This is a genomic window from Bosea beijingensis (assembly GCF_030758975.1).
In the GTDB taxonomy this organism is placed as follows: domain Bacteria; phylum Pseudomonadota; class Alphaproteobacteria; order Rhizobiales; family Beijerinckiaceae; genus Allobosea; species Allobosea beijingensis.
Genome location: NZ_CP132359.1, coordinates 3,284,415 through 3,303,960, shown reverse-complemented (window position 1 = coordinate 3,303,960; position 19,546 = coordinate 3,284,415). Strand labels below are relative to the sequence as shown.

The window sequence follows — 19,546 nt, the reverse complement described above, 5'->3', positions numbered from 1 at the left end:
GGTTTGACGATGTGGCGGAATCTGACCCTCGGCCTGCTTCTGATGCTCGCGGCCTCGGCCTGCGCGCGCGCCGAACCACGATGCCATACGCATAAGGTCGCGAATGGCGAGCTTACGGAATGCCGTGGAGACTGAACGCGACGGCAACGGACCGGCAGCGCGCGACCTGCCGAAATCCGCATGCCCCCTGCACGCCTTGCGTTGTTGCACCGTAGCGGGAGTTTGCTATTCACGCGGCATGATCGCGCTCATCCGGTTCCTTCGCACGCGCCCGAGCCCGCCCTAGAGGCCGGTTTCCCATCTTCGCTGCCGCTTGACCGCGGCCGATTCTGATTTGCCCGGAGGCTTTTGCCCTCCCGGGCCGGGAAGCCTTTGTCATGACCCGATCTCATCTGCGGAGCGAATGGGCTCCGAATATCACGCGCGAGCTTCTCGCCGGTACCGTCGTCGCGCTCGCCCTGATCCCGGAAGCCATCGCCTTCTCGATCATCGCTGGTGTCGATCCGAAGGTGGGGCTCTATGCCTCCTTCTGCATCGCCGTCATCACCGCAATCGCCGGCGGGCGTCCGGCCATGATCTCGGCTGCGACCGGCGCCATGGCGCTGGTGATGACCACGCTGGTGAAGCAGCACGGCCTCGAATACCTGCTGGCGGCGACGCTCCTCACCGGCCTCTTCCAGATCGTCGCCGCCATCCTGAAGCTCGGCAACCTGATGCGCTTCGTCTCGCGCTCCGTCGTGACCGGCTTCGTCAATGCGCTCGCAATTCTGATCTTCCTCGCCCAGATGCCCGAGCTCCTCGGGCGCGGTCCGATCGTCTACGCGATGACCGCGGCGGGGCTGGCGATCATCTACCTGCTGCCGCGGTTGACCCGGGCCATCCCTTCGCCGCTCGTCACGATCGTGGTGATGACCGCGATCTCGATGTATTTCGGCCTCGGTATCCGCACGGTCGGCGACATGGGCGCGCTGCCGAGCGAGCTGCCCATCTTCGCGCTGCCACAGGTGCCGCTCACTCTGGAGACGCTGAAGATCATCACGCCCTATGCCCTGACGCTTGCCATGGTCGGCCTGCTCGAAAGCCTGATGACAGCGGCGATCGTCGACGAGATGACCGACACGACATCCGACAAGAACCGCGAATGCGCCGGCCAGGGCCTCGCCAACATTGTTGCCGGCTGCTTCGGCGGCATGGCGGGCTGCGCGATGATCGGGCAATCCGTGATCAACGTCTCATCGGGTGGGCGTGGCCGCCTTTCTACCCTGTGGGCCGGCGGCTTCCTGCTGTTCCTGATCGTCGTACTCGGGCCCTATGTCGCCCAGATTCCGATGGCCGCGCTGGTCGCGGTGATGATCATGGTCTCGATCAACACCTTCCAATGGCGTTCTGTGAAGGCGCTGCTGATCCACCCCAAAAGCTCCAGCATCGTCATGCTGGGCACCGTCGCGGTCGTCGTCGCCACGCATGACCTCGCCAAGGGCGCGCTCTTCGGCGTGGTCCTGAGCGGGCTGTTCTTCGCCCACAAGGTGACACGGTTCTTCGCCGTCGCCTCCGAGCGCGCCGGCGACGAGCGTGTCTATCGTGTCGGCGGGCAGATTTTCTTCGCCACCGCCGAGGCTTTCCATGCCGCCTTCGACTTCCGCGAAGAGGAGGTAAGGAAGGTCGTGATCGACCTGAGCGCCGCGCATTTCTGGGATATCACCGCGATCAATGCCCTCGATCGCGTCGTGCTCAAGTTCCGGCATCACGAGATCTCCGTCGAGATCGTCGGCATGAACCAGGCGACCGCGACGATGGTCGAGCGTCTCGCCGTCCACGACAAGAGCGACGGAAAGCTCGCGGCAGGTCATTGATGGCGTCGGCCGGGAGGCGATGAAGAGGCCCTGCAACGCCGATGCGGTGCCTCTCGCCCTCAGTGCCCGCCGAAGACGAGGGTCTTGACCGGCAGCACCAGCGCCTGGATGCGCAGCAGCACCGCGTGAACCAGGCCGGTCGCATCGACGGCGTGGAGCGCGATACGGCGCAACGTGCCGGTCTCCTTCGCCGCGATGATATCCTGGTTGTTGCTATAGGCATTGGCAACGCAGCTACTGCCGGGCGTCACGCCGTCGAGCCCGCCCTGATAGAGCGGCTCCAGCAAGACCAGGATGGTTCCGGGGCGGACCACCTGCTGTGCATCGAGCAGTTGTTCGCCGCTCCTGACCTGGCCCGCGGCGATGAAGTCCTGCACGCCGGTCACCACCATCGGGATGATCACCCAGGGCTTCGAGATGCAGGTGACTTCGGCGACCATGCCGACCTTCATCACCTGTGCCTCGATCTGGTTGAATCCGGCCAGAAGCCGTCCGCGACCCGCCTCCTCCGGGATGAGGATGCCGGCCGGTCGCATGAACGGGTTGACGACATCGCCGACCCGCAGCGTGAACTGCTCCACCCGCCCGTTGAAGCCGGCCCGCACCACCGTCTTCTGAAGCTCGACTTCGGCCTGGCCGAGCGCGGCCTCGGCGCTGGCGCGCTGGGCAGGAAGCAACGTGGCGATCCTGGTCTGCTCGGCATCCCTTGCGGCCGTCGCCGAGGAAACAGCGGCCTCGCGCCCCGCGACGATGTTCTCGAGCCGCTCGATCTCGCGGGCGGCGACGACGTTCTCATTGCGTCGCTGCAGCTCGGTCTTGGTGCGCAGTTCATCCAGAGCCTGCTGCAGGGAACTCCTGGCCTCCTGGATCTTGCCTTCGTTGGCGAGGATGTCCGCCTTCGCGACGGCGATCGCGGCATCCGCCTCGGCGACCTTGCGGCGCGACGCCTCGACGGCCGCGGTCTGGGTCTTGTTGTCCAGCGTGAACAGCAGGTCGCCCTTGGCGACCGCCTGACTGACGCCGACATGGACCTCGGCGACGCGGCCATTGACCTCCGGGACGATCGGAACCGTCCGGAAGAACACCGTCGCACTCGTCGTCGACGGGTGATTGTAGAAGATCACCGTGATGAGGCCGACCGTCAGCATGACGCAGGTGACGATGCCCCAGCGCAGTTCGAACCAGACCGAGAACAGCGTGATCTCGTGGCCAAAGCGCTTGCCCTGCGCGAAACGGCGATAGAGATAGTCGGGAAGGATGGTGAACAGCGCGCAGACGAGAAGCTCAAGCATGACCCTTCTCCTCGGCCATCCCGGCAGCGGCGCGCGGCGGGCTTTCCGGAGGGGCCTTGGGCGGCCCGGCGACCTCTGCCTTTGCCGGTGGCGCGGCCAACTCCTCGCTATCGTCCGGGGCCTTGCCGGCAATCGTCTCCAGCGCGTTCGCCATCCGGCCGAACGTTCCGGAAATATCGGGAAGGTCGATCAGGGCGAGCAGCAGCCCGGCCACCCAGAACAGATGGATACTCGTGAACAGCGCGAGCAGGCCGAGCACAGCCACGATCTCGAACTGGAGCTTGTGCGACTTATGCGCCATGCGCTCGGGCAAGGTGTGAAGGCGCAGGAAAAGCAGGCCCACGCCCAGGACCGCTCCGATGAGAACGACGGCTGCAACGACTGTCAGGGTATCCGTATCCCCTGGCGCGGTGATGAAGGACGGGAGCGCATGCGGAGCAGCAGGATGAACGGCTGCCGTCATGACGGTACTCCTCTCGCGGGAGACTTAGGCAGAACTGCTGCACGGCTCCCCCAAAGCCTTGTCGCGACAGCAGACGCCCTATCATCACAGCCCAAGGATGCCGGAAGGTCAACTAGTCGGGCGATGTCATTGCCGGCCTTCAGGAAGAGCCGAACGCTGGAATGCGGATACCCGCGCGAGCGGCGCCTTTCAGGACGCCATGAGAAAGCCCCGCGTCGGGAGAACGCGGGGCTTCGGGCCGCCAACCTTGGAAAGCTTGGGGAGCGTGGCGGGCGGCCGGGATGGTGGCGGCTCGGGAGAGACCGCCGTCCGTCCGGCACGGAGACAAGGGGGGAGCGTTCCGCGCCGTTCGGAATTTCGTGTGGGCCGTTCGTGCGGCTCAGAAAGGTAGGAGGATGTCCATCACCTGCTGGCCGTAGCGCGGCTGCTGGACATCGGTGATCTGGCCGCGGCCGCCATAGGCGATGCGGGCCTGGGCGATCTTGGTCGACTCGATCGTGTTGTCGGATTCGATGTCCTCGGGCCGGATCACGCCGGCGACGATCAGCTCACGCACCTCGAAGTTGACCCGGATCTCCTGCTTGCCCTCGATCACCAGATTGCCGTTGGGCAGGTTCTGGGTGACGACCGCAGCGACATTGGTCGCCAAGGTTTCGGAGCGGTTGACCGAGCCAGCACCCTCGCTGGAGCCGTCGGATTCGAGCTTCAGCAGCGAGGAGGCCTTGGCACCGTTGGGCAGGTAGCCGTCGAGCTTGTTCTCGAAGCCGAAGGCGTTCTCGGCGCCGAGATCCTCGCCGTTCTTGCGGCTGCGCTTGGTCGTGTTGTTGAGCTGGGCGCGGTCGGTGACCTTGACCTTGACGGTGACGAGATCGCCGACATTGCGGGCGCGCTGGTCCTTGAAGAAGGCGCGCGAGCCGGTGCGCCAGAGCGAGTTCGGCGCGTACGAGGCGTGCGCCACCTCCGGCATCGGCATCTGCACCGGCTTGTAGCCCTTGGCCGCCGTCGGGTCCTCGATCGGCGAGAGCGTCGGCGCCTGGCCGACATTGGCGAGGCGGTCGCCCATGCCGCAGGCGCCGAGCGAGGCGGTCAGCAGCAGAAGCCCGGAAAGCTTGGCGAGACGGTTGGCGTACATGGCGGTTTCCACGGAACTCACTGAGCGCTGGCGACGCGGCCGGCGGCGGAAGGCTGGACGGAAACCCGTCCGGGACCGCTGACCTTGCCCTGCAGCACGCGCTTGGACTGGGGATTGGTGACGGAGACGACATCGCCCATCGCGCCGGCCTCGGTGGCCTTGCCGCGCAGCGTGATCAGCAGGCCCGGCGCCTCGTAGACGATGGTGACGAGGTCGCCCTTGCCGACGATCTCCTCGCGCTGGACGTCGCTGCCGCGCAGCGCCACGCCGGCGAGCAGGGCACGGCGAGCGACCTTGTCGATGGCGGAGCGGACATCGCCGATGATCTCGCTGCCCTGCCCGTCGCGCGGGCGACGCTCGACGGTGACGTCGTCCTTGCCCAGCGTCTCGCCGCGGGCGATCAGGCGCTTGGGCACCACGACCTCCATGGTCTCGACGAGCTGGCCGGAGATGCGCAGCGGCTTCAGGCGCATCGCCGTGCTGCCGGGCACGGCGAGCCGGGCCTGCAGCCTCCGCGAGCGGGCATCGAAGGAGAGATCGACCACGGCGACGTCGCCGGTCAGCTCGGGCTCGACAGCGACGCTCGGCGCCCCGCCATCGATCGCCAGCGCGAAGATGCGGGCATCGACGCCGAAACGCTCCTGCAGACCGGTCTTCACGGCCGCTTCGAGATCCATGGCGGTGATGCGGCGGGCGGCGCGCGTCACCACGACCTGGGCGAAACCCTGGCTCTGGAGATCGCCCGCCTCGCGGACGATGCCGGCGGCACGGGCGGCCTCGACGATGCGTGCGACCTGGATCGTGCCGGTCTCGCCGAGCGCTGGCGCCCGGAAAGCCGCCGTCGCGGCAGCCTCGCCGGAAAGGCCCGGAATGAGGTCGCCGAAGGTGACGAGGTCGCGCGCGAGGTTGATCTCCGGGCGCAGTTGCAGCCTGGAGGGCAGCGCGGCAGCGGGAGCCGCAACCGCCGAAGCCATCGCGACCGGCGCAGGCTCGCCCTGCGGCGGCGCGGCGAGCGCGGCGGCGCCGGAGAGCAGCAAGGCGATGAGGGAGAGGCGGATCATGATGGCGCCCTCAGCCGCGGAACATCTGGGTCGTCGCCGACATCATCTGGTCGGCGGCGGTGATGACCTTGGAATTCATCTCGTAGGCGCGCTGCGCGGCGATGAGGGAGGAGAGCTCCGTCACCGCTTGGACATTCCCTTCTTCGAGATAGTTCTGCTGCAGCGTGCCGAAGCCCTCGCCGCCGCCGAAGCCGTCGATCGGCTGGCCCGAGGCCGCCGTCTCGACATAGAGGTTGTCGCCGATCGACTCGAGGCCGACCTTGTTGACGAAGCGCACGAGCTGGATCTGGCCGAGCTGCTGCGGGGCGGTCTGCCCGGGCACCATCGCCTCGACGATGCCTTGCGCGTTGATGCTGACGCTGGAAGCATTGTTCGGCACGGTGATGCCGGGCTCGACCTGATAGCCGTCGCGGGTGACGAGCTGGCCCTGCGCGTCGAGATCGAAGGAGCCGTCGCGGCTATAGGTGGTGCGGCCGTCCGGCATGCGGATGCGGAAGAAGCCCTCGCCGCGGATTGCGAGATCGTAGGGCTTCTCCGTCGGGCTGATATTGCCCTGCGTCATGACGCGGCCGGTCGAGACCGTCTTGACGCCGGAGCCGATGAAGGTGCCGGCAGGCGCCTGCGTGTTCTGGTCCGAGGTGGCCGAACCGGCGCGCCGGAAGTTCTCGTAGAGCAGATCCTGGAAATGGATCTGCTGGCGCTTGTAGCCGGTGGTCCGGACGTTGGCGATGTTGTTGGAGATGACCTGGACGTTCATCTCCTGGGCCATCATGCCGGTCGCGGCTGTCTGCATGGCGCGCATGGTGCGTGCTCCTCTCCGCTATCAGGCTTGCTGGTCGGCCAGGCGCGAAATCGCCCGGCTGCGCAGTTCGTCGGATTTGCTCATCATGTTGGCGACGCTCTGGTAGTTGCGCTGCACCTCCATCAGGCGGGTCAATTCGACCACGGCCTTGACGTTGGAGCGCTCGATCGCACCGGGCTCCAGCCGCGCTTCCAGGCCGGCGGCCTGCGGGGGCGTGGTCGAGGAGAACAGGTTGGAGCCTTCGCTCGCCAGCGCCCGCGGATCGGCGAAACGGACCTGGCGCAGCTTGCCGCGCGTGCCCTGGTCGCTGCTCACGGTGCCATCAGCCGCGATGCGCATCGAATGTTCGCTGGAACCGAAGGCGATCGGTCCGCCATCGCCCAGCACCGGCAGGCCGGTCTGGGTGACGAGCCGGCCCTGCCGGTCGATATTGAGGGAGCCGGCGCGGGTGTAGCGCTCGCCGTTCGGCGTCTGCACGACGAGGTAGTTGTCGCCCTTCAGCGCGACGTCGAGCGGGTTGCCGGTCATCTCGATCGTGCCCTGCGACAGATCGAGCGGGGTCCCCTTGTCGATGACATAGGACAGCGGCCGGTCGGCCGGCTTGAAGGCATCGGCCTTCGCCACAGGCATGAGGAATTCGTTGAAGCGCGCGCTGCGCGCCTTGAATCCATTGGTCCCGACATTCGCCATGTTGTTGGCGATGACGTCCAGCTCGCGCGCCAGAGCCACCTGACGCGACAGGCCGATGAGAAGCGCGTTCTCCACGGCTTAACTCCCGATCATGTCCCGCGGCGACCTCGACGCTCCCCAGCGCAGTCGCCACGGCCCAATACTGGCAAGCGACGTGCCAGGATGGTTAACCTCTCTAAGCTACTGATATTATTAGATACACACGCGGATAACCCCCCGCCGCGACCCGGAACAGGATGCTGGAGCGGCAAGAAACGCCCGGCAAATTCTGCCGCCCTTAACGACGCGTTAACCGTAATTGGGGAAGGTGGCTCCATGGGCGGCAGAAGGCGGCTCGACGGCCCGGGGCGCGTGACGAGATGGCGAAGAAAGCCAAGACGGCAGAGGAAGGCGCTTCTGGCGAAGAAGCGCCGAAGAGCAAGAAGAAGCTCTTCATGATCATCGGCGGCGTCGTGCTGCTGGCGGCGGCCGGCGGCGGCGGCTGGTTCTTCCTGAAGAAGCCCTCGCCCGAGCAGATCGCGGCTGCGGAAGCCGCGGCCAAGGCCAAGAATCCCGTCGCCTTCCTCGACATGAAGGACATGATGATCAGCATGTCCAATGGCGGTCAGCAGGATCGCCAGCCGGTCATGAAGCTCAAGGTCGCGCTGGAGATCGCCGATGCGAAGGCGGCCGACCAGGTCAAGCCGCTGCTGCCGCGCGTCGAGGATGCCTTCCAGGTCTTCATGCGCGAATTGCGCCCCTCCGATCTCGAAGGCTCGGCCGGCATGTATCGGCTCAAGGAAGAACTGCTGCGTCGCGTCAACCTGACGGTCTATCCGGCCAAGGTCGACGCCGTGCTGTTCAAGGAACTGCTGGTGCAGTGAGCAAGCCGATGGCCCTCGTGGACCGGACCGGAATGGCGGCGCAGAGATGAGCACCGAACGCGACAACAACAAGCCGAGCGACGAGCCGCTGACCCCGGAAGGGATGGCGGCCGGCTGGGCGACGATGCCCGACATCATCGAGGACGACGGCGAACAGGAAGGCGGTACCGATCGCCTGATGTCGCAAGACGAAATCGACACGATGCTCGGTTTCTCCAGCGGCGACGACGGCACGTCCCGCAACGGCATCCAGGCGATCGTCGATTCCGGCTCGGTCGCCTATGAGCGCCTGCCGATGCTCGAGATCATCTTCGAGCGTCTGGTGCGCCTGCTCTCGACCAGCCTGCGCAATTTCTTCACGGACAATGTCGAGGTCACGCTTGAGAGCATCCGCTCGGTGCGCTTCGGCGACTACATCAACTCGATCTCGCAGCCGGCGCTGCTCTCGGTGTTCAAGGCCGAGGAATGGGACAATTTCGGCCTCATCACCATCGAGTCCTCGCTGATCTACTCCGTCCTCGACGCGATGTTCGGCGGCAAGCGCGGGCAGCCGGCCCCGCGCATCGACGGCCGCCCCTTCACCTCCATCGAAAACCGCATGGTCCGCCGCGTCATCGAGCTGGTCCTGGGTGATGCCGAGGCCGCCTTCAAGCCGCTCTCGCCCGTGAGCTTCACCGTCGACCGCGTCGAGTCCAACCCGCGCTTCGTCTCGATCTCCCGCCCGGCCAACGCCGCGATCCGCGTCGAGCTGAAATTCGACATGGAAGGCCGCGGCGGCGCGCTGCACATCCTGCTGCCCTATGCCACGATCGAGCCGATCCGTGAATTGCTGCTCGAAAGCTTCATGGGTGAGAAGCTCGGGCGCGATCCGATCTGGGAGAACCATCTCGCGACCGAGGTCTGGCAGGCCGATGTCGACGTCACCTGCGTGCTCCATGAGACGCAGATGCCGCTGAAGCGCGTCATGAAGCTGGAGATCGGCGACACGCTGATGTTCGACGCGCGGCCGGATTCGATCGTCTCGCTGCGCTGCGGCGACTTCGTCGTCACCGAAGGCCGGATCGGCCGGGTCGACGACAAGATCGCGGTGCAGGTGGTGAACCCGCTGCGCCGCTCCAAGACGACGCTCGCCGCCTTCGACAGCCTCGCCAGCCATCTCGGCGCCACCACCTGATAGGTATGCCATGACGCTCAATCTCATCGCCGAAGTGCTTGTCGCCTGTCTCCTCGTCGCCACCATCATCACCTGCTTCGTCCTGACCAAGCGCATCGAGCGCCTGAAGGCGGACGAGGCCGGGATGCGCCAGACCGTCGGCGCGCTGATCACCGCGACCGACAATGCCGAGCGCGCCATCGCCGGCCTCAAGTCGACGCTCGGCGATTGCGACCGCACCCTGGAGGAGCGTCTGCGCACCGCGGAGCGCTATGCCGCCGATCTCGCGGCCCAGGTCGAGGCCGGCCAGGCGGTGATGGAACGCATCGGGCAGATCGTCAGCGCCGCAACCCTGGTCGGCGCCAAGGCGGCACCGGTCGAGGCGCCGCCCGCGCCGGCACCGGTCTCGCGCCTTGAGAGCGCGGCCCAGTCCGCCGCCGCCATCCGCGCCCGCGCCGCCCGCCGCCTCGAGGAACAGGCTGCGTGATCGAACGGCCTCGCCTCCTGCCGGCAGTGATTCTCGGCGCCATGGGTCTCCTGGCGCTGAAGCTGCTCGCCTGGACGGCGGAGCCCGTCCCTGGCCACATTCCGGCCGCCGCGCCGCTGTTCGCGCAGGCCGCCGCCAAGAACGCGAACAAGACCGCGCCCTACCTCTTCGATCCCGAGACGACCGGCTCCGTGCCCGCGCCCGACCCGAAGAAGGATCCTGACAAGAAGGAAGCCGAGGCCAAGGCCGAATCCGCCCGCGCCGCCAACCCCAACAACAAGGCCGGCATCATGAACGGCTCGGTCCAGCCGATATCGCCAGCCGAGAAGGCGATCCTGGAACGCCTCGGCGAGCGCCGCGAGGAACTGGAAGGCCGGATGCGCGAACTCGAAATGCGCGAGCGCCTGCTCAACTCCGCCGAAAAGAAGCTCGACGGCCGTGTCGGCGACCTCAAGACTCTGGAAGAGAAGGTCAGCCCGGCCGCCAAGGCCTCCGCCGACGAGGCGAAGGCGATCAAAAACCTCGTCATCATGTACGAATCGATGAAGCCGAAGGATGCCGCGCGCGTCTTCGACCGCCTTGGCCTCGACGTGCTTGTGCCCGTCGTCCAGCAGATGAACCCGCGCAAGATGTCGGAAGTGCTGGCGGCAATGGCGCCCGATCGGGCCGAGAAGCTCACCGTCGCACTGGCGACCAGCGGGCGCGGCGCGACCGTCGAGCGCGTGGCCAACGAAGCCCCCCTGCCCGGCAACGAGCTCCCGGCGATCGCGCCCGCGCCGCAGCGCTGATCCGGCTATCCCTTTCGGCCCGGCAGGACGAAGGCAGCCGGGCCGCGAGCGCGATCGATCGAAGCCGGCTGCGCGGCCTGCGCCTTGCAAGCATTCGCGGCGATCCGGATCGAAAGGTCACGAGGCGGCGTGCAACTCGGGATGGTCAGCAATCGTTCAGGTCCGGCGGCGGATGATCGCGGCAGGAGGAAACGTCCATGCGGATCACAGCTATTGCTTCGGTTTTGCTGCTCGGGACGCTTGCGGCGGGCTGCGCCGATCAGCGCCCCTACGCCTACTCAGGCTCATACTGCGATGAGTACGATTGCGATTCGCCGGTTGCCCCGGTCGTCCAGGCTCCCGTTTATGGAGGCGGCCATGGCTACGGCGGCTATCCAAGATACGGCGGCGGGGGATATCGCGGCGGGTCATATGGCGGTGGGTCATATGGCGGGCCGCCTCCACCCGTAGGTTACAATCCTGCCACATGCAGCGAATGCTAGAGACGCGCGCTTCGGACAGCCCGGCGTGGCCCGCGCCCGCTGGAGTAGAGCCGTTCCGATAGCTGCTTCGAATCTGGAAACCTCAGCGGTCATTGCAGCCCGCAGAGCGCGAGCGTTAACACGCCATTATGGTTGACGCGCTAGCGTGCCCGAGGGCCACCACGTCCTTTCGACATGGCGAGGCCCAGTGTCGCGTTGGGTCGAGTATCACGGTTTGCGTCTGTCGCGCTCCCTCGCCTTCGGTATCGGGCTGGCCGCTCTCGCGCTCGCCGCCGGCCTGGAGACGCCTGCCTTCGCGGCCGGCGCGAGCCTGCGTGGCGAGGCCATGCCGGCCGGCTTCGGCCGCCTGTCCCTCACCTTCGACGAGCCTGTCCAGACCCGCATCCGCGTTTCAAACGGCGTGCTGATCGTCGTTTTCGGCGGCGAGGTTCAGGTAGATGTCGCGCGCATTGCCCGCGAGTTGCCAAACTATGTCTCGGTCGCCCGTGTCGACCCCGATGGCCGCGGCATGCGCTTCGCGCTGACGCAAGCCTACAAGGCCAACCTGATCGAAGCCGGCGACAAGGCCTTCATCGACCTCTTGCCGCAGAATTGGTCCGGCGTCATGCCCGGGCCGCCGGCGGAAGCCATGGCCGAGCTCACCGAGCGCCTGCGCCTTGCCGAAGCCCGCGCGAAGGAAGCCGCGCGCCGGCCGGCGCGCGCGCCCGCGATGCTGACGATGACCTCGGCCAGCTTGCCGACATTGGAGCGCCTGATCTTCTCGGCGCCAGCCGAGACGAAGCTGACCACCGACCTGTCGGACGGCACGTTGAAGCTGGTCTTCGACCGGCCGATGAATGTCGAGGCCAGCGCCGTCCGCAGCGCCCTGCCAAGCGATATCGCCCTCACCGGGCTGGACGCCGGCAAGGAGGCGCTGAGCCTGAACCTGACCCTGCCCAAGGATTGGCAGGTCCGCAGTTTCAACGACGAGACCGGGCTGGTCGTCGACCTGCTCCGCCCCGTGAAGCAGGAAGCGCTCTCGCTCGTCGATCTCGGCAAGCCGGCGGCGCCGGCGCCCCCTGCCCCGGTCGCGACGCCACCGGCCGAACCTGGCGCAAAACCCGCGCCGGTCGCCCAGCCGGCCACGCCACCCGCCCAGGCGGCCGCCGCAGCACCGGCTGCGCCCGAGGTGCCGCCGGGCCCCGTCGCCATCACCGCCGACGGCAAGCGCCTCAGTTTCCGTTTCACCCGCCCGACCGGCGCCGCCGCCTTTCTCGATGCCGGCGTGATGACGCTGGTCTTCGACACCCGCGACACCATCGATCCCGCGAAGCTCGCAGGGTTGATGCCCAAGCTGATCGAGGACAGCACCGTCACCCGCGAGGGCAAGGTCACGCTGGTGAAGCTGAGGCTCGCCGGCCAGCCGCTGACGCGCCTCTTCGACAACGGCCCGACATGGTCGCTCGACCTCGGCGAGGAGGCCGGCCGGCCGGCCGCCCCGGTCGAGCCCCAGCGCAGCATGGATGAGAGCGGCCAGACCATCGTTGCCGTGCCGCTCGCAGGCCTGACCGGTATCCACTGGCTCGAATCCGGCCCCGCGGGCCTGCCCGTCGCCGTCGCGACGGCGACCGGCCCGACCCGGCTGACGCCGAAGCCCTACCAGTTCGTCGAGTTCGGCCTGCTTCCAACGGCACAGGGGCTCGCCGTGCAGCCACATGCCGACGATGTCGTCGTCCGCGCCGGCACGGAACGGGTCCGCATCGGTCGCAGCGGCGGGCTCAATGTCTCGCTCGATATCGGCGAACCCGACCGCAAGGCCGAGGAGAAGGTCGCGAAGCAGGAAGCCGCACCGCTGCTCGACGGCGATGTCTGGGCCAAGCTGCGCCTCGGCAATCCGCGCGAGCGCGCCCACGCCCTGATGCTCGACGTCACCGACGCCTCGCGCGGCCGCAAGTCCGAGGCCCGGCTGGCGCTGGCCCGCTTCTATGCCGCCAACGGCTTGATGCCCGAGGCGGCCGGCCCGCTCAACGCCATGCTCGCCGACGACATGAAAATGCGCGGCAACCGCGAGGCGCTCTTCCTCAAGGGCGTGATCGCGGCCGGCATGTATCGCGACCAGCAGGCGCTGGCCGCCTTCGATGCCGACCCGATCAAGGACGATGCCGAGGCCGGGCTTTGGCGCGCCCTGGTCGAGCAGCGCCTTGATCGGAATGCCCAGGCGCTCGCCGGCTTTCGCCGGGCCGAGGCCGTGATCGACCGTTACCCGCCCCATCTCCAGGGCTTGTTCCGCGAGGCGATGGCGCGCACAGCGCTCGCCCAGCAGGATATCGCCGTCGCCGAGCGCCAGATTCAGGCTCTGGCCGACATGCCGCGCGGCAGCTTCGACGAGGAGCACCTCGCCTTGCTCCAGGCCCGGCTCGACGATATCGGCGGCCGCCCGGAAGCGGCTATGAACGGCTACAAGCGGCTTTTCGAGGCCAAGAGCCGCCCGATCGCGGCGGAAGCGCAATTGCGCGCGGTCAAGCTCGCCGCTGCCGAGAAGCGCACCGACATCAAGCCCGAGGAAGCCATTGCCCGGCTGGAGACGGTCTCCGTGATCTGGCGCGGCGGACGCCTGGAGATCGAGGCCCTGGCCGAGCTCGGCCGGCTCTATGCCGACCAGCAGCGCTGGCGCGATGCCTTCATGGTCGCGCGTCGCGCCAACGAGAACTTCACCGAGGATCCGCTGACCCGGCGCATGCATGACGAGACGGCACAACGCTTCGCCGAGTTGTTCAGCGGCAGCGGGCTCGGCAAGCTGTCGCGCATCGAGGCGCTGGCGCTGTTCTACGACTTCAAGGAATTCCTGCCGATCGGCCGGCGCGGCGACGAGATCACCCGCCTCCTCGCCGACAGGCTGGTCGAGCTCGACCTGCTCGATCAGGCCTCCGAGATCCTGAAATACCAGATGGACCGGCGTCTCAGTGGCGCGGCGCGCTCCACGGTCGCGGCAAGGCTCGCCATGATCGAGCTGATGAACGGCAAGCCGGCCGACGCGGTCCGCGCACTCAACACGACCCGGCTGGTCGAATTGCCGGCCGACATCAGGCGCGCGCGCCTGCTGCTGGAGGCCAAGGCGCTGTCGGACCTCTCGCGCACCGACCAGGCGCTCGAGATGCTGGAAGCGCAGCAGGGGCCCGAGATCGACCGGCTGCGCGCCGACATCTACTGGACCGGGCGCCGCTGGCGCGAGGCTGGCGAGGCCTATGAGCGTCTGCTCGGCGAAAGCTGGCGCGGCGATGGCACGCTCAGTGACAGCGAGCGCGCCGACGCGATGCGCGCCGGCGTCTCCTATGTAATGGCGGGCGAGAACCTGTCGCTCGACCGGCTGCGCAGCAAGTTCGCCCCGAAAATGGCGCGCGGTGCCGATGCCCGGACATTCGCCTTCATCACCGGGGCCGACCGGACGCGCGCCTCGGATATCCGCGAGATGGCCCGCGCCGCCGCCAATGCCGACACGCTCTCCGATTTCCTGAAGGCCTATCGCGAGCGCTACCCGGCCTATTCGGCCGCGATGCGCAGGCCGCAGGCACCCGCCGCCGACAAACTGCCCTCGCCCGCCGACGGCGCGGCGGCCGAGCCGGCTGCGCCGTCGCGGAGTTGATTGACGGCACTCCAGCAGCCGAAGACACGAGCAATAACCGCGGGATTCCCTCTCCTGTAAGGAAAGAGTCCCCCGCGCCCTTGATTGCTATGGGTGCATGCTCGCCCGAGAATAACGGGCCAGTTCTACCCCGGCCCGGAATTCGTGTCCTCGCCGCGCGCCTTGGCCCGCAGAACGAATTGCAGGTTGCGGATATAGACGAAGACGCCGAAGCCCTGGCCGAGGATGAAGACCGGGTCGCGCCGGTAGAGCGCATACATCAGCAGCAGCGCGCCGCCGCCGATCGAGAACCACCAGAAGGTCATCGGCACGACCGAGCGCTGGGCCTTCTCGCTCGCCCACCACTGCACCACGAAGCGCATCGTGAAGAGCCCCTGCGCGACGACGCCGAGCAGGACCCACCAATCGACATTGTTGACGAAGACATCGTGAAAATAATTGCCGATGGTCTGCTGCAGGTCGATGAGCATCACATCGTCTCCGAGACGATCCGGGGCACGCGCTTGCGCCGCCGGATCAGCCACCAAACCCCGGCGAGATCGAGGATACCGACCCAGAGCCGGTCGAAGAAGCCGTAATTCGAGACGCCGGTCAGCCGCGGCCGGTCGCGCACGTCGACATGCAGCACCTTGTGGCCTTCGCGCGCCATCAGCGCCGGCATGAAGCGGTGCAGCGCATCGAAATACGGCAGGGCAAGATAAGCCTCGCGGCGGAAGCATTTCAGTCCGCAGCCGGTGTCGCGCGTATCGTCATTGAGGACGCGCACGCGCACGCCATTGGCTATCTTCGACTGCCACCGCTTGAAGCCGGTATCCTTGCGGCCGACGCGCTGCCCCTGGACCATCCCGGCCTGGAGCCCGGCTTTCTGCAAGACCTCGACCATCTCGGGCAGGAAGGCGGGATCGTTCTGGCCGTCGCCGTCGAGCGTCGCGACGATGGCCGAGCGGGCATGGCGCACGCCACTGCGCACGGCGGCGCTCTGGCCGCAGGACTGGGCATGGGTGACGACGCGCAACCAGGGCCGCGTCGCGGCCAGTTCGGCCAGCGCTGCCGCCGTGCCGTCGGTCGAACCGTCATTGACATAGACGACCTCGAACGGGCCGATCGCCGCACAGGCCTTCTCGATATCGGCGACGAGCGGCGCGATATTGCCCTGCTCGTTTCGCACCGGCACGACGACGCTGAGCAGCGGATGGGAGGAAGTTTCGGTCAAAGGATGATCATCCGGAAAAACGGTCCGCAAACTGCGTCAGCTTGGCCGAGAGGGCAAGGGCTTCGCGCAGGAGGCTTCGAGCGTTGGCGCCTCAGTTCGGCGAGTTGGCGAAGACGGCGATCTCCAGCCTGCGCCCGCCATTGAGGTTGAAGCCGTTGATCGTGGTCACGAGCCGCGGCTTGACGTTCTGCCCCGCCAGCGCGCTCTTGAAATCCTCGGCGAAGCGGCGCTCGACGAAGGCGACGCGGCAGCCGGGCTGGTTGAGGAAGGCCGCCGCGTCGGTGCCGCTCGCGGCCATCGCGAGCTTGGTGCCGGTCAGGAAGACCAGGCTCGGCTCGCGATAGCCCAGCGTCAGCACGGCCGGATCGGCGCAGCCCGCGGCCTTCACCGTCTCCGCCAGGCGCGGCGACAGCTTCAGCGAGCGCAGGCTCTCGATGGCAAAGGGATAGACCGCAATCGTCAGCAGCAGGCTCGCCGGCACGCAGCGCCACAGCGCTCCCTCGAAGTCGAGGCGCCGGAAGGCCGCGACGACACTGATGCCGGCCAGCAGGACAAGCGCGAAGAAGGGCAGCGCGAGCCACGGCACCGCACGGTCGAGCGTCCAGTTGCCGAACAGGATCACCCCCATCAGCGCCAGCGGCACGATGACGACGAGGCAGGCGGTGAGCACCGCGCCGCGCCGGTAGCGGTTGATGCCGCCATTGAGCACGGCGAGCAGCAGCAGCGCGGTGATCGCCGGATAGAGCGGCAGCACGTAATGCGGTAGCTTGGTCGGCACCGCCTCGAAGACCAGCCATGATGGCACCATCCAGGCGATCAGGAACAGGATCTGCGGCTCCTTGCGCCGCACCCAGGCGAAGGGCACCGCCATCGCTGCGAAGGCAGCCGCCGGCCAGTAGGTCGCGAAGAAGACGATGAGATAGAGCCCCGGCGGCCCCCAATGCTTCTCCTGCCCTTCGGAAACCTTGCCAAGCATGTCCTGGCCGACGCTGTCGGCGAAGAAGCTGCCGCCGGTCTTGATCATGATCGCCGCGAACCAGGGCAGCGTAACGACGAGGCAGAGCAAGAGCCCTGCCCCGAAGCGCAGCGGCTTCAGCCAGCGGAAGGAGCGCTGGCTTGCACTCAGCACGAGGATGGCGAGGCCCCAGACCATCGGCACGATCGGTCCCTTGATCAGGAGTCCGATCGCGGTCGCGCCCCAGAACACCAGCCAGTTGCGTCGATCCGGCACGAAGGCGAGCGAGCGCGTCCAGTCGAGCCAGGTCCGGGCCAGCGCGCCCATCGTAGCAACGGCACAGGCTGCGAGCAGCGCATCCGTCTTGGCGATGCGCGCCTCGACACCGAGCAGCACCGCGGCAGCCATCAGCGCGCCGCCCAACAAGGCCAGCGGGGGCGGGAGGAAGGCGAGCAGCGCCCAATAGGTCAGGAGCACGGTCGCGGTCGCGCCGATGAGCGAGGGAATGCGATAGAGCCAGATCTGCGTGCGCGCTTCGGGTACGCCGATGGCCTCACCGGCCTTCACGGCCGCGCTTTGCAGCCAGTAGATGCCGACCGGCTTCTTGTGGCGGGCCTCGTCCTGGAAGCGGATATCGACGAAATCGCCGGTCTCCAGCATCTGCTTGCTCGCCTGGGCGAAGCGCGGCTCGTCGCGGTCGAGCGGCTGGAGCGTGCTGTAGCCTGGCAGGAAGGCGGCGAGCGACAGGAGCAGCAGGAAGATGCAGGCCCGCAAATGGCTGGCCGAAGCCGCGTCCTTGAGGCGGTCGATCGCTGGCGTAAGCGAAAACATCATTCATCCCCGCGGCTGCCGGCCGCATCTGTCCAGAATGCCGGCTGCCGCCCGATGGCGGGCCATTTAGGCACCATCAAGGCGGTGCCGCGCGGGGTTTACGCTGCCGGGCGCAGGTCGGCAAGCGCCGAGGCCGCAAAGCCGATCTCCACGATCGGGATGAAGACCTTGGAATGCCGAAGCGGCGCCCTCTTCAGTCGATGGACGCATCATTGTCGACGCGGATCGCCTGCAGCATGCGCGGTGACAAGGTCATGGCATGATCGGGGATCGCGACGGGCTCCGCTGCAGACAGGCGAGCCGGCAACTCGCAGGCCGCCTTCGGACCGAGCCCGGCGGAGGAGCCCAACACCGGCAGGCTGACCGTCCGAACGAAGCCGGGCTCCGCGAAGGCCGGCGATGAAAGAGCCGCCGCAAGGGCGGTGATTGCGACGAACCGCAGCATCGGTGTTCTCCGCATCTGCCCCCGTCCCTACAACGAGGCAGGACGCGGCCTGTTCCGTCGCGGGAGAGCCGGGCTATGCTCGCCGGAAACGGGGAAGGCTCGGCATGGCACGCCTGCTGACGAAAGCATTGCTGGCGGGCCTGATCGGCCTTGTCACCGGTCCACTGGCGGGGCTCGTCTGGGTCTTCGGATTGATGATCTTCGACCCGAAATGCGGCGTCGGCGATTCCGGCGGCTGCGCCATGGGCCTGCTGACGGTGCCGATCGTCCTCGCGCTGCCGAGCTTCGCGCTGTTCGCGCTCGTCAGCCTGATCAGGAACCTGTGGAGGCTGCGCCCGCGCGACCCTGCGGCCACGATTCGCAAGTTGCGGAACTGGGGCCGGGAAGACTGACCTCAGCGATCGAACGCGATTCCGAGATAGGTCCGGTCGTCGGTCCAACTGTCGGGGCCTGAGCCTTTCACGCTGGCATAGGGGCCGATCTTGTCGGGGTCGATTCGCTCGACCTCGGCGAAGCTGGCTTCCCAGGCCGCCACGCCGAAAGCCTCCGGCTCGGCGAAGTAGCCGTCGCTGAACAGCTCAAGCCGCGCGACCGCGGCGGCAGGGTAATCCGCCGTGAAGACATGCCGCTCGGCGACGGCGAATCCATCGAGCACGCCATAGCCGAGATCGCTGGTGGGGTGATTGGAGAAGGCGCGCTGGCCGCTGATGCCGCTATCGACCAGCCGTTCGATCTCGGCCTGCGCGATTCCCGGCATCTCCTCCTCGCAGAGCCGCAGCACGTGCGCCCTGATCATTGCGCAGGCCTCGGCGCCCAGCCCGGGCGGCGGTTCGCGCAAGCCGTTCCAGACCGCATCGTCCGAGATCGCGCGCTGAGGCAGCGGATCGGCCCGCAGCCTGCCGAGATGCGCCCAGCATTCGCGCCGGATCAAAGCCGTCACGCGGTCGAGCGGCTTGGCCTCGACATGGCGGATCGTGCCCAGCGCTACCCCTCCCAGCCTGATACCGGAATCGCCGACCGAGACCAGTTGCAGCGCCGGCCCGTCATGGTAGCCCAGCGCCAGCGTGCAGCCGATCCGGGCGGCAGGATCGGCCGACGCCTTATCCAGCAGGCCGTGCGCCGCATAGCCCGCCCGCAGCGCCTCGCCCAGGGCCTCGACGAGCCGGCGCACGCGCTCCGGCCCGCCGCGAACGCTGAGGTCCTCATTGAGCAGAAAGCGGGAAACCTCCGTCGCCACCAGGCCGGAGGCGAAGCGCCCGGCTCGCATGGCGCCGAAGCGGCGCCCGCTGCGATCGGTCACCCCATCGATCACGGCATAGCCGCGGCCAGGCAGGATGACGACGCTGTCCTCGTTCTCCTCTGGCGTGGCGAAGCGCTTGCCGAGGCTGAAGCATTCGATCTGCATGGTCGTCGT

General features: G+C 67.5%; 18 protein-coding genes. 7 read left to right on the top strand and 11 right to left on the bottom strand.

Features of this window, described 5'->3' with window-relative positions:
• Positions 1-377 precede the first annotated feature (377 nt).
• Positions 378-1,853, top strand: coding sequence for a SulP family inorganic anion transporter (locus Q9235_RS15740; protein ID WP_306222698.1), 1,476 nt, complete (start codon positions 378-380; stop codon positions 1,851-1,853).
• 59 nt (positions 1,854-1,912) lie between these two features.
• Here the strand turns inward: Q9235_RS15740 and Q9235_RS15735 are convergent, their stop codons facing one another.
• From Q9235_RS15735 to flgF, 6 genes are all read right to left on the bottom strand, one after another.
• Positions 1,913-3,145: an HlyD family secretion protein gene (locus tag Q9235_RS15735; protein ID WP_306222697.1), complete on the bottom strand. Its 1,233-nt coding sequence runs from the start codon at positions 3,143-3,145 to the stop codon at positions 1,913-1,915.
• Entirely contained in the window at positions 3,138-3,608 is a 471-nt protein-coding gene (locus Q9235_RS15730) for a hypothetical protein (protein ID WP_306222696.1), read from the bottom strand. The genes Q9235_RS15735 and Q9235_RS15730 overlap by 8 nt, the downstream gene beginning before the upstream one ends.
• A 379-nt stretch (positions 3,609-3,987) precedes the next feature.
• Positions 3,988-4,740, bottom strand: a complete 753-nt coding sequence (gene flgH / locus Q9235_RS15725; RefSeq protein ID WP_306222694.1) for a flagellar basal body L-ring protein FlgH — start codon at positions 4,738-4,740, stop codon at positions 3,988-3,990.
• A 17-nt stretch (positions 4,741-4,757) separates the two neighbouring features.
• Positions 4,758-5,801, bottom strand: a complete 1,044-nt coding sequence (flgA, locus tag Q9235_RS15720; protein ID WP_306222693.1) for a flagellar basal body P-ring formation chaperone FlgA — start codon at positions 5,799-5,801, stop codon at positions 4,758-4,760.
• Between the two features lie 10 nt (positions 5,802-5,811).
• Positions 5,812-6,603: a flagellar basal-body rod protein FlgG gene (gene flgG, locus Q9235_RS15715; RefSeq protein ID WP_306222692.1), complete on the bottom strand. Its 792-nt coding sequence runs from the start codon at positions 6,601-6,603 to the stop codon at positions 5,812-5,814.
• Positions 6,604-6,624: 21 nt separating this feature from the next.
• A complete protein-coding gene (flgF, locus tag Q9235_RS15710) occupies positions 6,625-7,368 on the bottom strand; it encodes a flagellar basal-body rod protein FlgF (protein WP_306222691.1) in 744 nt (247 codons plus the stop codon).
• A 284-nt stretch (positions 7,369-7,652) separates the two neighbouring features.
• On the opposite strand from flgF, the gene fliL reads away from it, so the two are divergent.
• From fliL to Q9235_RS15685, 5 genes are all read left to right on the top strand, one after another.
• Positions 7,653-8,156 carry a flagellar basal body-associated protein FliL gene (gene fliL, locus Q9235_RS15705; RefSeq protein WP_306222690.1) on the top strand — a complete coding sequence of 168 codons (504 nt, stop codon included), beginning with the start codon at positions 7,653-7,655 and terminating at the stop codon, positions 8,154-8,156.
• A 46-nt stretch (positions 8,157-8,202) separates the two neighbouring features.
• Positions 8,203-9,330, top strand: coding sequence for a flagellar motor switch protein FliM (gene fliM / locus Q9235_RS15700; RefSeq protein ID WP_422678199.1), 1,128 nt, complete (start codon positions 8,203-8,205; stop codon positions 9,328-9,330).
• 10 nt (positions 9,331-9,340) lie between these two features.
• Positions 9,341-9,796 (top strand): DUF6468 domain-containing protein, encoded by a 456-nt coding sequence (locus tag Q9235_RS15695; RefSeq protein WP_306222689.1) that lies wholly within the window; start codon positions 9,341-9,343, stop codon positions 9,794-9,796.
• Positions 9,793-10,584: a MotE family protein gene (locus Q9235_RS15690; protein WP_306222688.1), complete on the top strand. Its 792-nt coding sequence runs from the start codon at positions 9,793-9,795 to the stop codon at positions 10,582-10,584. Before Q9235_RS15695 ends, Q9235_RS15690 begins: the two co-directional genes overlap by 4 nt.
• Positions 10,585-11,253: 669 nt before the next feature.
• Complete coding sequence (locus Q9235_RS15685; RefSeq protein WP_306222687.1) at positions 11,254-14,688, top strand: tetratricopeptide repeat protein; 3,435 nt, start codon at positions 11,254-11,256, stop codon at positions 14,686-14,688.
• 125 nt (positions 14,689-14,813) lie between these two features.
• Here Q9235_RS15685 and Q9235_RS15680 read toward each other — a convergent pair whose 3' ends face one another.
• The 4 genes from Q9235_RS15680 to Q9235_RS15665 all read right to left on the bottom strand — a co-directional run bounded on the left by Q9235_RS15680 (position 14,814) and on the right by Q9235_RS15665 (position 18,132).
• Entirely contained in the window at positions 14,814-15,158 is a 345-nt protein-coding gene (locus Q9235_RS15680; protein WP_306222686.1) for a lipid-A-disaccharide synthase N-terminal domain-containing protein, read from the bottom strand.
• The gene (locus Q9235_RS15675; RefSeq protein WP_306222685.1) at positions 15,158-15,901 is read right to left on the bottom strand and encodes a glycosyltransferase family 2 protein; all 744 of its coding nucleotides are present in this window, start codon (positions 15,899-15,901) and stop codon (positions 15,158-15,160) included. The genes Q9235_RS15680 and Q9235_RS15675 overlap by 1 nt, the downstream gene beginning before the upstream one ends.
• Before the next feature lie 91 nt (positions 15,902-15,992).
• Positions 15,993-17,690 (bottom strand): ArnT family glycosyltransferase, encoded by a 1,698-nt coding sequence (locus Q9235_RS15670; RefSeq protein ID WP_306222684.1) that lies wholly within the window; start codon positions 17,688-17,690, stop codon positions 15,993-15,995.
• A 190-nt stretch (positions 17,691-17,880) separates the two neighbouring features.
• A complete protein-coding gene (locus Q9235_RS15665; protein WP_306222683.1) occupies positions 17,881-18,132 on the bottom strand; it encodes a hypothetical protein in 252 nt (83 codons plus the stop codon).
• 104 nt (positions 18,133-18,236) lie between these two features.
• On the opposite strand from Q9235_RS15665, the gene Q9235_RS15660 reads away from it, so the two are divergent.
• Complete coding sequence (locus tag Q9235_RS15660; RefSeq protein ID WP_306222682.1) at positions 18,237-18,524, top strand: hypothetical protein; 288 nt, start codon at positions 18,237-18,239, stop codon at positions 18,522-18,524.
• A gap of 2 nt (positions 18,525-18,526) precedes the next feature.
• On the opposite strand, the gene Q9235_RS15655 is transcribed toward Q9235_RS15660, so the two are convergent.
• Complete coding sequence (locus Q9235_RS15655; protein WP_306222681.1) at positions 18,527-19,537, bottom strand: hypothetical protein; 1,011 nt, start codon at positions 19,535-19,537, stop codon at positions 18,527-18,529.
• Positions 19,538-19,546: the final 9 nt, after the last annotated feature.

What these genes read in the sequence shown, in the direction of transcription:
- Q9235_RS15670 (WP_306222684.1), bottom strand. Translation starts at nt 17,690, where the DNA reads ATGATGTTTTCGCTTACGCCAGCGATCGACCGCCTCAAGGACGCGGCT.
- Q9235_RS15680 (WP_306222686.1), bottom strand. Translation starts at nt 15,158, where the DNA reads ATGCTCATCGACCTGCAGCAGACCATCGGCAATTATTTTCACGATGTC.
- Q9235_RS15730 (WP_306222696.1), bottom strand. Translation starts at nt 3,608, where the DNA reads ATGACGGCAGCCGTTCATCCTGCTGCTCCGCATGCGCTCCCGTCCTTC.
- fliL (WP_306222690.1), top strand. Translation starts at nt 7,653, where the DNA reads ATGGCGAAGAAAGCCAAGACGGCAGAGGAAGGCGCTTCTGGCGAAGAA.
- Q9235_RS15735 (WP_306222697.1), bottom strand. Translation starts at nt 3,145, where the DNA reads ATGCTTGAGCTTCTCGTCTGCGCGCTGTTCACCATCCTTCCCGACTAT.
- flgH (WP_306222694.1), bottom strand. Translation starts at nt 4,740, where the DNA reads ATGTACGCCAACCGTCTCGCCAAGCTTTCCGGGCTTCTGCTGCTGACC.
- Q9235_RS15660 (WP_306222682.1), top strand. Translation starts at nt 18,237, where the DNA reads ATGGCACGCCTGCTGACGAAAGCATTGCTGGCGGGCCTGATCGGCCTT.
- flgG (WP_306222692.1), bottom strand. Translation starts at nt 6,603, where the DNA reads ATGCGCGCCATGCAGACAGCCGCGACCGGCATGATGGCCCAGGAGATG.
- fliM (WP_422678199.1), top strand. Translation starts at nt 8,203, where the DNA reads ATGAGCACCGAACGCGACAACAACAAGCCGAGCGACGAGCCGCTGACC.
- Q9235_RS15665 (WP_306222683.1), bottom strand. Translation starts at nt 18,132, where the DNA reads ATGCTGCGGTTCGTCGCAATCACCGCCCTTGCGGCGGCTCTTTCATCG.
- Q9235_RS15740 (WP_306222698.1), top strand. Translation starts at nt 378, where the DNA reads ATGACCCGATCTCATCTGCGGAGCGAATGGGCTCCGAATATCACGCGC.
- Q9235_RS15695 (WP_306222689.1), top strand. Translation starts at nt 9,341, where the DNA reads ATGACGCTCAATCTCATCGCCGAAGTGCTTGTCGCCTGTCTCCTCGTC.
- flgA (WP_306222693.1), bottom strand. Translation starts at nt 5,801, where the DNA reads ATGATCCGCCTCTCCCTCATCGCCTTGCTGCTCTCCGGCGCCGCCGCG.
- Q9235_RS15655 (WP_306222681.1), bottom strand. Translation starts at nt 19,537, where the DNA reads ATGCAGATCGAATGCTTCAGCCTCGGCAAGCGCTTCGCCACGCCAGAG.